This is a genomic window from Agitococcus lubricus (assembly GCF_003051055.1).
Lineage (GTDB): Bacteria > Pseudomonadota > Gammaproteobacteria > Pseudomonadales > Moraxellaceae > Agitococcus > Agitococcus lubricus.
The window spans coordinates 1-13,602 of sequence record NZ_QAON01000028.1 but is presented as its reverse complement, the minus strand read 5'-3'; the positions used below and the strand labels follow the sequence as shown (position 1 = coordinate 13,602).

The 13,602-nt window shown below is 40.9% G+C and carries 11 protein-coding genes; 2 read left to right on the top strand and 9 right to left on the bottom strand.

What is annotated here, in order from left to right; genetic code table 11:
• Nucleotides 1–58 precede the first annotated feature (58 nt).
• The gene (locus C8N29_RS15625) at nt 59–607 is read right to left on the bottom strand and encodes an AAA family ATPase (RefSeq protein ID WP_204509376.1); all 549 of its coding nucleotides are present in this window, start codon (nt 605–607) and stop codon (nt 59–61) included.
• A gap of 112 nt (nt 608–719) precedes the next feature.
• On the opposite strand from C8N29_RS15625, the gene C8N29_RS15620 reads away from it, so the two are divergent.
• Nucleotides 720–1,025 (top strand): helix-turn-helix domain-containing protein, encoded by a 306-nt coding sequence (locus C8N29_RS15620; protein WP_107867002.1) that lies wholly within the window; start codon nt 720–722, stop codon nt 1,023–1,025.
• Between the two features lie 42 nt (nt 1,026–1,067).
• Here C8N29_RS15620 and C8N29_RS15615 read toward each other — a convergent pair whose 3' ends face one another.
• From C8N29_RS15615 to C8N29_RS15605, 3 genes are read right to left on the bottom strand one after another with little or no spacing between them, the layout of a single operon-like run.
• The gene (locus C8N29_RS15615; protein ID WP_170107015.1) at nt 1,068–1,571 is read right to left on the bottom strand and encodes a Mov34/MPN/PAD-1 family protein; all 504 of its coding nucleotides are present in this window, start codon (nt 1,569–1,571) and stop codon (nt 1,068–1,070) included.
• A 7-nt stretch (nt 1,572–1,578) separates the two neighbouring features.
• Nucleotides 1,579–3,423: a ThiF family adenylyltransferase gene (locus tag C8N29_RS15610; protein WP_107867000.1), complete on the bottom strand. Its 1,845-nt coding sequence runs from the start codon at nt 3,421–3,423 to the stop codon at nt 1,579–1,581.
• Between the two features lie 15 nt (nt 3,424–3,438).
• Entirely contained in the window at nt 3,439–4,650 is a 1,212-nt protein-coding gene (locus C8N29_RS15605; protein WP_107866999.1) for a CBASS cGAMP synthase, read from the bottom strand.
• Nucleotides 4,651–5,164: 514 nt separating this feature from the next.
• On the opposite strand from C8N29_RS15605, the gene C8N29_RS15600 reads away from it, so the two are divergent.
• Entirely contained in the window at nt 5,165–5,842 is a 678-nt protein-coding gene (locus C8N29_RS15600) for a Cap15 family cyclic dinucleotide receptor domain-containing protein (RefSeq protein WP_107866998.1), read from the top strand.
• Nucleotides 5,843–5,915: 73 nt separating this feature from the next.
• Here the strand turns inward: C8N29_RS15600 and C8N29_RS15595 are convergent, their stop codons facing one another.
• The 5 genes from C8N29_RS15595 to C8N29_RS15570 form a co-directional block, all read right to left on the bottom strand.
• Nucleotides 5,916–7,697 (bottom strand): DUF927 domain-containing protein, encoded by a 1,782-nt coding sequence (locus tag C8N29_RS15595; RefSeq protein ID WP_107866997.1) that lies wholly within the window; start codon nt 7,695–7,697, stop codon nt 5,916–5,918.
• Between the two features lie 115 nt (nt 7,698–7,812).
• The gene (locus C8N29_RS15590) at nt 7,813–9,042 is read right to left on the bottom strand and encodes a hypothetical protein (protein ID WP_107866996.1); all 1,230 of its coding nucleotides are present in this window, start codon (nt 9,040–9,042) and stop codon (nt 7,813–7,815) included.
• Between the two features lie 313 nt (nt 9,043–9,355).
• A complete protein-coding gene (locus C8N29_RS15580) occupies nt 9,356–10,603 on the bottom strand; it encodes a tyrosine-type recombinase/integrase (RefSeq protein ID WP_107866994.1) in 1,248 nt (415 codons plus the stop codon).
• Nucleotides 10,604–11,140: 537 nt separating this feature from the next.
• Nucleotides 11,141–11,971: an SGNH/GDSL hydrolase family protein gene (locus C8N29_RS15575; RefSeq protein ID WP_107866993.1), complete on the bottom strand. Its 831-nt coding sequence runs from the start codon at nt 11,969–11,971 to the stop codon at nt 11,141–11,143.
• 512 nt (nt 11,972–12,483) lie between these two features.
• A complete protein-coding gene (locus tag C8N29_RS15570; RefSeq protein ID WP_107866992.1) occupies nt 12,484–13,422 on the bottom strand; it encodes a DUF445 domain-containing protein in 939 nt (312 codons plus the stop codon).
• Between the last annotated feature and the right edge of the window lie 180 nt (nt 13,423–13,602).

Genomic DNA, 13,602 nt, shown 5'->3' with positions numbered 1-13,602 from the left:
GTCACTAAATTTTGATGTCTTCATGCAGAATCTCCTGCGTTTATCCTACGAGAAAATTCTACTTTTGAAAGCGGTTATTTTTAGGGATGATTACCACGTCAGTGGCATGGCTCATATTGTTGACTCTACGGCTCAATATGGCGTCTGCCTCATCGAAAAAGATGATTGCCTCCTTTTCTTTAGCGACTCTAAAAATGTTGCATATATTTTTAGAAGTCTCTCCAACGTACTTTGACTCCACATCGGCATAGTTCACAACAATCAATGGCTTGTGCAGATAGGCTGCAACGGCATGTGCAGCCATTGTCTTGCCAGTCCCAGGCTCACCATAAAAGTTCACAATGGTCTGTTTCCCATAGCTATGTGTAGCTGCCAATCCCCATGTTGAGAACACTTGTTGCTCACAGTCCTTATAAGATAAGAAGTCCAATAGCTGAGACATTGTTTCGCTAGGCAGGATTAGGTCATCAAGCACAAAGGCCGGTTCTGTAGCTTCAATTGCTTCCATTGATTGTTTCTTTTCATATTTATCAGCCTCCGCTTGACCAACGCCATTTGGTCTAGCGGTAGGCTTTGTTGTCTTATTTTTAAAAGGATTGATCGGCATTAAGAGTACCAGCAACTAAAAGTAGTACAACCAACAAAACTACGAAATACGTAGCAAAAGATCAAGACAAAACTAAAAGAATCGTAGTCTCATAAGAGACGACACAAACACCATGAAGGGCACACCTTCCACTTTTGCGATACGACTTAAGGCAGCACGAATTGCCAAGGGGCTCACTCAAGAGCAGCTTGGCATCATGGCTGGTATTGATGAGTTCTCAGCAAGTGCAAGAATGAACAGATATGAGAAAGGGATACATGAGCCTCATTTTGCGACAGTAGAAAAAATTGCAGAAGTTATGGGGCTACCTACAGCATATTTTTACTGCCAGGAGGATGATGCCGCTGAGTTGCTTAGCCTATTTCATCACATGTCGGCTGAAGCCAAGACGCAACTGCTGATTATGGCAAAGAGGTAAGCTTTGGCTTTGCTCCTGTCGCGTCTGGACTAGCACGATATTCTAGTTGAGCTTACCAAAAGACAAAACTTGATTATCTATGGATCCTAACCAATCAGATTTAATGCCTGCAATAAAGAAAATTAATTGAGTGTATCTAAAGCGACTCAGTTGCGTGGTTCTTGCCCACTCTTGATAGTCAGTTGAAGAGGGGGTAGCTTCTAACTGTGGATGAGTGTGCCATTCGCCTAAATATTGTATTGCACCATGACTTTGCTGATGCAGATAGTTCACAACATCTTGATGGCCACTTGTATTCCGTTGGTAGTAAGTAGGGGTGCGTTGATCTGTTTTGTATGGTTCCGTTGCATGAGTCACACGAAGGCTATTTCCACGCCTCTCTCCCAACAAAATTCCGCAAGCCTCAGACTGTTTATAAAGGTCATGTTGTCGCCACCGATCAATTGTACTCATCACAGAGTCCTCTACTACAACATGTACAATTGAGGATTCAGGTCCAAAAGACCAAATTTTCTTCAAGCTTTTTGACTCTGGCTGTTTATCCATATTAGTCTCAAGTAGCGTTTGTACTACAAACATGGCAAGTTTGTGATTTGAGAATATCCATAGATGGTAATTTTTCACCTTGCCAACGCTCACTATAGCGTGTTCGATATCTTGGTGTTGATTGATTAGATAACCAATCTAAAACTATATCAGTTGCCAAAGCTGCCGCAGACATTCCGGCTGAAACTGCATAAGGGGTATAGTCTGAACAAGCAAGAAAAGCTGCTATAGCTTGATGTCCTCGCATGGCATCATATTCATTATTCATTGGATGTCCTGCGCGCTGTAGGCATGAGCGGCAGGCATAAGGAGAGTTTGGCTCAACCAGCAAGCTCTGCACACACTCTCCATTTGCCCGTATCCAAACATGTAGTAAGGTCGGATTGGTGGTAAGAGACCATGAGTGGTACTGCTCGTTCAGTGCTTCTGAAACAGTCATTTTTGCTGTCGCATCAATAATAAGATCGTAAGATCGAATCTCTTCCAAGACGACGCTTTCTAATACACTCTGACTAAAGTGAGTAATGTTTAATGCTGGAAGCTGATGGTGAATTTCCTCCTCAAGAGCCTTTGCTTTATTATGGCCTAAGGTAGACATGCCTAAAGCATGTCTACCTAAATTGTGTTCCCCCATCGTGTCAGGGTCAATCAAACTCAATTGTCCCCCCAATGCTCCCGCACCTAATCTAGCCAAACTCAAACCTAAATAACCACCAATTGCGCCACAACCTATTAAGGCTACTTTCTTTCCTTCTAAATTTGGCTGGTTCATATTTTTCAAATTCCGACGATATACAAATTCTGGACTAAGGTTGATTGATGGGTGCAAGAAAAAATATGCTAGGTCTAAATAAGAAATAGCAGTCTTCCCAAATAGTTCTTTTTTTAGTCGAGAAATTGTAACATTGCTTAGGATTAAGCTTCGCAAGGATATGGAAAAAGCTAATGGCTGCCCTTGAACGATTAAACACCCCAACACACTTGGTGTTTTTGATTCCCAGCATTCCAATAAATCAGAAGCAAAAAGTTGATGTATATCGCTATCCCATCGTTGCAGCCAACGAGCAAAAATACTTAATCGAATCCCAAATATATTGTCACGTTGTAATTCTTCTAATAATGATTTAAAAGAAGGGATTTTTGTTTCTTTTTGAATTGAGATAAGCAGAACTCTTGTTGGGAATTCAATGTGCTCTTGAGGCTCATTGAATAAATTTGTCCATTTTAGCTTATGTTTTGGAAGCTTTTTACTAGGTGAACAAATGTCCAGTGACGTCTCAAAAACTAATTGATCCTTATAAAATATATTATGTTTTATATATTTTTTTGTAAGCACTTCATCCAGCGGCTTCAAGAATTGATAGTAAAATAAGCCTTCCCAAAAAGGCTTAATTTCACGTAATAGCTCCTCGCGTCTGAATCTTTCGTCATTAAAGAGAGCTTGTAAAACAGATTTTGCTTTAGTGAATAATACCCATTCGACAATATGTACAGGGTTATGCCTTGTCAAATCATAAGCATCATTCAAGCTATAACAAAGTGGCAGATATGCGTGATCATGCCATAGTTTTGGCATAGGGCCTAAATGAGCGATAGGTAATATTTTCTGCCAATGCAGTGGTAAAGGCATTTTGATATATAGACTAGGAAGTGTAATAAAATCCCAGTCTTCTATTTGCAGCAACACTGTTAAAGGGTCATGGCCAACCTTGAGTGTACCATGCCAGCTTGAGATATTATCTGTTGTTTGTGATGAACCAAAGCGTATCGGTTTAGGTGCGCGACTAAACCGAAACTCAAGACATAAGCTATATAGATACTTTGATACCGATATTTCTGCCTCAATACTCATTAAAGCTAACCCTGTCTATCCGCCAATTTGAGGAGCTAACATGGCGGCTTCCTTTGCATGTTGCACTGGCTGGCTCATAACTTTTTGGTAGGCTGTCATCGAGTCATTGGGAGCATCTATTGTGATAACTAACTTAGGCTCATTAGGTAGTCTTTGGCCAAATGAAGCTCTCAAATAGTCAACTGATGCATTTGGAGTTTCAGCTAACATTGATTGCTCAACATAAGTATGTAGTTCTTTTGCTTTATTAGCATATTCAAGGCGTTGCTGAGGCGTTGCACTATTGAAGTCTTTCTCTTCATGTTCATCAATACTTGCATAGACTTCATTTTTTAATGAAGTCGCTAAGTTTTGAGTAACAGTAAATAATGCTTGATCATCACGAGAATCAGCATACTTGTAGTGCTGAACTGTGATAATCATCAATAAAATGGACGTCGGTCCTCCTTCCTTCCAGTGTTGGTCTCTCCAGCCTTTGAGGTAACGTACAATTGCTTTTAGCTGCTGACCATTACCAGGATGTTCAGCGCATTTCTTTAAAAACCACTCTCGTACTTTTTCACAATCCGATGGCAGCCATTCCCCATTCTTTTGGGCTAGATGTATCATTTGAATGTTTTCTAAATCTATTTCTTTGGCCCTGAAGTTTTCGGTGAGCATTTCACCGCCATAGCTTTCAAGAGCGAACCTTCTGCTTGCTGCAGTAATAGTTGCTTCTTTATAGATATGATCTAAGGCAATACTATGATTTTCTATCAAACTGTCAAACATATCATCAGGCACAGCATACAGAGGCACATCAATATGTGCATTTGGCATGACCTTATAAAGGCGTAAGCATGTCTCTTTCTTGTCGCTCAGTACCCATCCTTCTTCTTTACAAAGCTCATTCAAAGCTTTTTTTGCCACATCAAAATATGCTATTGCTTCTTCTGGTGATGGTTCTGATGAGAATACCGAGCTCGGCAAGTATGCTCCGTAGTCTAAATCCATTTCCTGGTTCGGTAGAGCGGGTTGGTTACAAGTACCATACGCCCAAGAGCCTTGGACTCTAAATTTTGGAGCTTGTTGATATGCGCTTAAGAATGCAGCAGTCAAGCAATCACGTATTTTTTCTTGGCAGCTTCTTAATCCCTTAGCTTGATCTTTAGTTGGACGTAATTTATACCAGTATCCTTGGTCCTGATTGCTAAATAAACGGTGACAATTTTGCGTAGCTATAGTCATGATGTATGGAGCCTTTACAAGGGGTTACCAACGGACGCACTTTTATTTGGTTCGTTGTAACATGTGATGGAACTGTTTTAGGTCGGAATGACCCTATGGCTTTTTGTTAGAGCCAATAATCCTTCTGGACTAGAGATCAAGTTGTTCAGAAAGTTATTGGGATACTTTTCAGCCTTTCAACTAATAGCTATCAAACGTAGATGTAACAAAGTGCTACTAGTTCAAGCTTTCTCACAGTAGATGAGCGCTGCTGCTTAAGTCTTAACTTTCGCAATGTGTCTGTTCCCAATAAATTGTCTAAACCACTATCCAAGTGCAGTATGAAATTTAGTAGGAATCAAAGGTAAACAGGGCAGTTATGCATTGTAGGCGACACATTGTGACGCTTGTACAATGCCTTGCTGCTAAATGTACGCTGGAGAGCCTCCTTAGTTATGAGTGACACAACTTTAGGGGAGGCTTACACTAGCCTTCATGGTTTTTGGGTCTTAAAGCCAGAATATAAGGAATTGATATGTGGAAAGCTTTTAAGAATGCAACATTATTCAAAACAATTCTTTTTGTATTTTACGCATTTATACTGCTTGTATTAACTAAATTATCAAGTATTGATCCTAGCAATCCTGTTCTTCTTGATTGGGATAGTTTTAATAAAAATTTAAAGTCTGCGTCATATTTATCAATATCATTTTTAGGAATAATGTGGATTCTATCAAAGTGGGGTTGGAGGTTATTTTGGATAACACCTGGCCTTCGGTATATATTAAATAGATTTGTATGTCCAAATCTAAATGGAAAGTGGAAAGGGAAGGTTTTTTCAAATTATAAAGATGATAATGGGAATGATATATCAAAAGATGTAGAGATTAGTATAAGTGCTGATTTGTTGGATTTTGATATTAAGTTAAAATCGGATGACGATTACTCCAATAGTAAAGTCATAATGAGTGATATTTATCGGGATGCTCGAACAGGTACATTTTATATTTCTTACATTTTTGAAGGGTATGTCCCTAGGCCAAAGCCCACTGATGACCGATATTTTGAAGGTGCTGCTATATTGGAAATTAAATTCACTGAAACTGGTTTTTTTGGGAAAAATATCATTAAATTAGAGGGGACATATTGGACAAACAGAGCTTGGCAGAGAAATAAAAATACTGCTGGCCTAATTTCATTAATACAAGCATAGCTCTGTTAAAAAAGGGGGGATAAAAGGGATTGCAATCCCATTTATCCCTTGTATCCCTACTATAGTACAAGGCTCAAGCAACCTTAACTTCTATGTCATCTTTGAACAAATTATAGCTGATAGCATAGCCAGATACATTCTGACCATTGGGTAGCTTCAGCTTATAGGTCTGTCGATAGTTGCCATTAGCATCCGTATTGTTCTTGAGCAACATTCCAAGCTCATCTAGCTTTGCTATCACACCTCTATGGTTAGGGCGGCCACATACCTCAGCCATACATTTCACAGGAATCAGATACAGCATTAATACATCATGTCGATACCCTAGAAGATTATTCCCTCCAGTTGGCAGTACTGCTTGTGGAGTAGCGTTACCAAAACGCCCAGGGTTCATCTGGATTGTTTGCTTGAGCATATCAATACCACGATCAGCCTCGGACACAGTTGGGGAGTCGTTCAACCACATCTTCAACACATGCCAAACAGAATCCATGATGACTTCATCCTTAACAGCAATACATCCTGCTTCGGTCGCCAGCATCAGTCCAACAGCAACTAATGCAAAACGCTTAATGGCTCGCTGTTGTTCTGGCTGTATGTCTGGACAACTATCTATTAAGGCTTCTTCTACAAGTTCAAAGCACTGTAGCCATTCTCCCTTTATAGGTGAATTAGCTACTTGGACTAGGTGTTGCAGATAAGGCATAGCAGCAACACCGTAATTTTGACTACATGCATTTTTTAGAGCAATCACTTTTCCGGCGGCCTCTCCAGAAGAGATAGCCGGAAATATGTTTCCTTCAACACATATATCAAGCATACGGATCAATTGTCCTGTTCTAGCCTCAGCACCAGTAGTAGCCAAAATCTCCTGTGCTATTGCATGTTCACCAGTACTCATAATTTGCGTCCTCCATGTGCGTGGAGTACGCATATCACGATTAGCATTCATAGCGGCTTTACCTTTACCTCCTGCAAGCTGATACACAACTTGGCCAAAGTTCTTAATGTTGGATGTACCTAGTTCATCCATCGGTAACAGCAAGTCGTTGTAGGCGAGTGCTGTTCCTTCTAAAGCATTGGCAGTTGTGTTCCAGCGCTGAATCAAAGAGCCATCAGGTGTTACTGCTGGATCGGATGCATTGCCATAAACACTGGCGCTTACCTGCAAAATAGTTGTCTTTCCTCTACTGGAATGCCCCCAGAAGTGAAATCCACCACCATCAACATTAAGCAATTGCATTAACGGTGCTGCGAAGGCTATTCCCAGTGCAAACAATGGCACTGGATTGCCTTCGCATACCGACACTACAAGTTGCTGCCAACTCTCCAGTGTTCCTGAAGTAGTTATTGCCTTTTGCGATGGGGCATAGCTATCAGGCGTATAGCAATATTCTTTGCCATCTTGCCCACCAATTATTTGCTCTGGCAAAACAAATAATTGGTGTTCTTCATCCTGATGCCACCCCAACTTGTCAATTCCATAGACAGTAGGAGCTGGTTGTCGTGCTAAGTATTCCAGTACTTTGCTATTTTCTCCTTGGCTGATATAAACTCCACAATTGGCTAGTATTTTGGGGAGTTGGTTTTGCATACTTGTAAGCAAATTGGCCATTTCGGTTATAAACCAAAATACTTTTTGTGAAACTAGGTTAAATCCTTTTATCTTAACTTTCACATATCCTGTGTTTACATCAACTATCTTTGAGTCAATCCAAACAGGTGAGCAGATAAAAATTTTCTTATCTGGCTTTATAAGCTTATAGACTCCTGTTTCATTAATATGCCAATCGCCATCTATACTAATACTAACTTCAATCTCTCCACATTTGAAAATGGATATATTCTCTGCCATAGGCAATACCTCACAACTTGGCTATAAAAGCCAACAAAGTAGTCATAAAAAAATGAAACGAAGCGAAAAACACCTTGCTTAAGATGTTTTTGCTTGGTGCGGGATATTTATACTGTTACGAATCAATAACCGGCAAATCAAGGTCTACGATTCCAACATGTTGCATACCATCAGGTTCACGAGTTACATTGATCTCGTTGCGGGCATTACCTACCATAACTTCAAAAACACAGAGAACTAACTCCGTCCACTCCTCATGATCAAAGTTTTCGTCAAACTGCTTGGCGAGAAGATCATTTTTGCTCATGCCATAATCGTTGAGTTGATTTTGATGCCAAGATACGTATGTTTTGATCTTGTCTTTGATGAGTTTGTCATAGCCAGGCTCTCTTCGCAGATACGGGATTAGGCCGTATACAATCTCTGCGACGACCTCCTCATTTAAACCATGATCTAGAAGACTGCCGATCATCCTAAAGACAAATGCTGTTTCAAAATAGAAATCTCCAATCTTCTTGAAGAGGCGATACCAATCCAGTTCTAGCTCGAACTGCCAGCGGCTATCTGCAAATATTGCCCATTGCTCTTTCGAGTAAGGCAAATTAAAGCTAAACCTCTGGCTGTTTTCTCTAAGTTGAAAGTCCAATTGCTTAATAGCCGTCAAGGTATTATGCAAAAAGTCTTTTCTGTCACTGTGATAGTGTTTACCTGTACCATGCTGTTGAGCATGAAAATGGCCGCGCTCAAGGTCAGTCAGGTAGCAATAGAGTCCTGCTAGATATACCTGATAAAAGACAAACTTGGCGCATGTATAGAAGTCAGTGATACGCTCAAAGCCAGCCAAATCCTTATGTGATTGTGCATCGGCAAGAAATGGAAATTTCGCCTTGATGTATTCACTAGCAACAGGATCAAGCACGGTAATCCATTTCTGGTAGAGATCGAGCTTTAATACTTTAGATAAATGCGCTTGATCCGGGAGGAAGTCCTCAGATGCCTTGAAGTGAATCAAGTACCAAAGATTGACTTTGCCGTCATGCATTAATGGGATCTGCATCCCTGACAACTTACCAAAACTTGGAGTTACCTCAGTCCCATCATAAGTATCCTCTTGTAATATAAAGCCTCTATAAAGCCATTTGGGATATACGGCAAAGTGAAAGTAGGGCTGCATTACCTGTGAAGACAAATTCCTCAATTTGTCTTCAATGGCCTCTTTTGATACATCCTGTCCGCTGTTGCACAACAAACAAGTCTGTATGTGATAAATCAGTTCAACTATGCCTGCTTTTGATGGAGCCTTGTGGAGATAGTCGGCAATCGCTTCTTTCTTTCTGGCGGCCATGTTCAATTTCTCCAACTATGTAAACAGGTATTGATTCGGGAATTTACCGTTAAGTAGTTATCCAGGTCAGCAACCTTGTACAAGACCTTCTTCCTTCCCAGCTTTACAAAAGCTGGGCCATTACCTGTGATACGAGCTTTCTTCAAAAAATCATAGCTCACACCCAAGTATATTGCGGCCTCTTTGGTATCAAGTGTTACTTTAGTAATCATCATCGTGGTCTCTGGTAAAAGGGCCGCCAGTGTAATGACGGTCTCATAGAATAGAAGGAGAGCTAACAGCAATTGCAGTGCTGTTAGCCTCCTTGACTTTTTTAGATCAACAGTGCTACTGCATCTGCTTTATGGCTATCTGTAAGATGGGCATAACGCAATGTCGTGGCAAAGTCAGAGTGCCCTAATAGCTCTCGAACGGTATTCAGATCAGCACCGCGCATAACCAACATGCTGGCAAAGTGGTGACGTAGATCATGGAAGCGGAAATCACTAATATTGGCCTTTTTGAGTAGGCCACCCCAAGCCGTTTTTAGTGATGACATTACCTTGTCATCCTCTGATCCAAAGACAAGCTTCCCAGCTTTAAAGTCAGTCTCAGCCCATGTAGTCAGCACTTGGAATGCAGTTGCATTCAAAGGAATATGGCGCACCTTATTAGATTTAGTGATTTCAGCCCTAATAGTTAGGCGACGATGTTCAAAATCTAAATCCGTCCAACGTAGCTGCAATATTTCACCACGCCTCATGCCTGTATTCATCGCCAGTAATACTACTGGCATCAAATGGTCGGTGTAGTGATGAGGTAAATACTCCGGCAGAAGTAGGTATCCACGCTCTTGCCTCCATTTGTTAGCATTTTGCCGTTTTGCAATCCGTTCTTGATTGCGTTGGTGCATTGCTGTAGTTAGCCTATCAAGTTCATCAGGCTTCAGATAACGGACTCTAATATTTTGATTTTCAGGCATTTGCTGAATGCTACTGAAAAAATTCTCATTGATCACGTTCAACTCCCTGGCACGAGTGAAAACACTTCGTAGAGCATTCAATCGTCTGTTGATAGAGGCTGGCTGCAAACCACGTTCATGCTCAGTGAATTGCCAAGACTCAATGTGCAAGCGAGTTAAGCTGTGCATCGGCACATAATGCCAATGGGCAAAGAATCGCTCCAACATCATTAACGTGCCTTGTCCTGATTTACGATTTTTTAATACCCACGGGCGATAGGATTGCTCAATAAAATCCTTGAGCAGCACCGTATCTTGTTTTGCTTTTTTGGCTTCATAAAGCCTCTTCTGTTTTTCTAATTGCGGATCTCGACCATCTGCGACGGCTCCACAATGACGTTTTGCCAATTCACGAGCTTGGGTCAGGGTAATTTGTCCATATTTACCCAATTTCACGCGTGTACGTTTCCCACCTCTTGTTTGATATGACAAATAAAAGGTCATGGCACCTGTAGGTTGAACGCGCAACAAAAAGCCAGCTAGGTTTTCATCAACAACTTCAAAGGGTTTTGCTTGAGAAGTGAGAGACTTGATATATCTCTCAGTAAGATTTGCTTTCATGACTCATAGACCTTAAATAACCAACGTCAGCGACGTGTGGGGGTCGTGAATATTAATGAGCCAAGAAACAGAGAATTAGGATGCTGACCAAGCAAACTTGCCTGATTAGTCCCTTGTAGAATCAAGTCCTTTTGTGCTTAAAGAATGAGACTTAGAATGTAAGTCCGATTTAAGTCCAGATAGCCAACACCTTGAACATTATTGTATACACCATCAACAGCCACCAAAGAGACATAGTGTATTGATTTTACTATGTCCTATGGGGATAGCCGGGTATAAATGTGTCTCATAGAAGTGTTTCTGAACGCCTTCGCCCTGCATGGCTCAGGCGTTCAGCGGGCAAGCAACGGGGTTGCTTGAAAGCCCCGCTTCACCCTTGGCTCAAACAGTTGCACCACAACGTCCCAACAGTGCCTTTGACGTTATAAACAGTCATATTTCAACTAAAAAGCGGTAGGCTTATCCCGAACTTAAGTTAATTAAAGTGGTAGCTGCTCTGTATGTAAGAAGTTACAGAGCAGCATACTGACAAGGGTATTAGTGCGCTTGTTGAATATATTTAGCGATTTTTTCTGCCGCTTTTCTTGATGTTTTGTCATTAGGATGTAGACCATCTCCTACATGCTCAAAACCAGCCCACATGTCTAACACAACGGCTTGAGCTAAGGCCGCTTTAATCCGACTACGGTGTAATTGGCGTAGGGTGTTATAGCTGTGTTGGTCAATAATCCAATTTAAGCCAAAGGCTTGTGCAGCAAATGGCAAATTCAGTGCGTGATAGTCGGGGTAAATATCAAAAATAGGGGTGAGACCTAGATTTAATATGCGTTGCCCTACAGCAATTAACCGATCAATATAATTATTCATCTCGGTAATGGAACAGGGTTGACTTTGATTTTGAGGAACACCAAAAGCGTCGGAGTGTAAACAGTCATTGCCAATGGTGATGACGACAAATTTTGCGGTAGTTGTGGTTGTACCTGGAATCGTGACGCGTGCTAACGCCTTGGTCAGTTGTTTGTCATAGCCTTGCCATGTCCCCGATGTACAACTGGGATTAGGGTTGCAGGCCAGTCTATCGAAAGTCGTTGCACCTGCTTGCGCCTCGTTGACAACATATCCTGCTAAACGTGGATTTTTGACGAGCGCATTGCCTAAACTTAAATATGTCCCCAAACCGACAGAGACGCCTCCTAAAGGTGCAACTAAGGCATCATTAAATGGCGTACTGCCATCAGAGTAAGACGCGCCAATGACTAATAGCGGTTTATTGGTATCTGCTTGGCTTGCATGATTCGTTTGATTTAAGGCTAAACTAAGCGTTAGGCAGATGAAGGCGTTTTTGAAGAAGTTTCTATTTTTTGTCATATTATCTGTCCTAGATGAGGTTTGAGTCTGTCTACGGATTTGAGAAGAGACCGTGTTTTATCGTTATTCTGCAAAAAGTGTGACTGTGCGTTGAACATCTCCTGAATGTAGCGGTGATTGAGGCTTGTTGCTTAGTTAAAATTTTTTCAAAGCAGTTTTTAAGTAAAAAATATACGTACTTTGCTGCACTTGTGTCAGTAATAATATAAATGATTAGTAATAAGCCTAGTATTTACTATCAGAATTGCAAGTTAAAAAAGCCTATTTACGTGAGGTGAGCGTAGAGATTCATAGGTGTATTTAGGCAAAAGGTATTGATACGACGGTCGAATGCCAGTGTAAAGACCTAAAGTATGTTTCCTCAGTAAAGTATAGGTATGGATTAACGCAGATGATACGGATATGTTTGCGCTATGCTTCGTGTCAAACCCGTCACTGTGTGATAGGGTGGTATGGTGAAAATGCGCTGACACAGTAGACAAAATAACGAAAGACTCGCCTTAGTACATCCGTTAACTAACGGCTAAATGTAACATGATGAGCACTTGCATTTCGCCAACCATAAAGCCTAATACAGCGCCTACGGCGATTAAAATCCATTCATCTTGCTGAAATGCGGGGCGAATTAACTGTTCAAATTGTTGTTCATTTAGCCCATTCATGGCTTTTATGAGCGTTTGTTCGACATCTAATTTTTGGGCGATATAAGGTTCCATGTGTTGTAAGGTCGCTGGCATTTTACTGAGTACGTGTTGGCTAACATCTTGTTTTAACTGTTGATATTGTCGACTGCCTAATGCAATAACGACCGCAGGACGTGCAATACCTGTCTGTTCATCTATCGTCTGTTGTACGATATGACTAATCCTTTGATGTAAGCGCGGAGACATGGGCCCCCTAAGGAGTGCATCAATCAAATGATTAGGTTTGACAATTTCGTTGGCAATCAGTCGAGCATAATCTGCTGTAACTTCTTGTTTTCGTTGCTGAAATAAACCTTGCCATGTAAAAAGACCAACGTATTTTTGGGGTTGTTGTGGTACAAAAATCATTTTTAGTGCTAACCAGTCGGTAAACCATCCTGTAAAACCGCCAAAAATTGGCATAATCCACGGGTTATGTGTTAATGCCCATGTGATGGCTTGTACACAACCGATGACAAAACCAAATACCAAACCAGAACGACGAATAAAACGAAATTCGGCATATCCAACATCAAGAAATATACGATTAAGTAAGCGTACATCTTTGTGTAAATGGCTCATTATCATGTCTTTAAGGTCAAACATGGTATCTAAGTTATTCTTCAGCTCTTCAATGATTTGCCGTATGACGATAGGGGCTTGTTGTTGTACCCGTTTAATGACTAACTGTCGCCCTGACTCGGGTAAAATTTCCCATAAGGCAGGCTGATAGCGTATGGCAGTCGCTCTAGTGATTTCATCAACCATAAGTCGTAATGGCTGCTCTAAGGTGATAGCAATTTCTTTAGCATCTAATTTATCAAAAATATCACGTGGTTTAATGAGGTCACGCTGTAATGGTCAAGAGAAACAGGACAGTTATTTAGGCAGCTTGTCTTAAAAAATCACGTTCAAATATTAATGGTGATTTATAACCTAGCGTTGAAT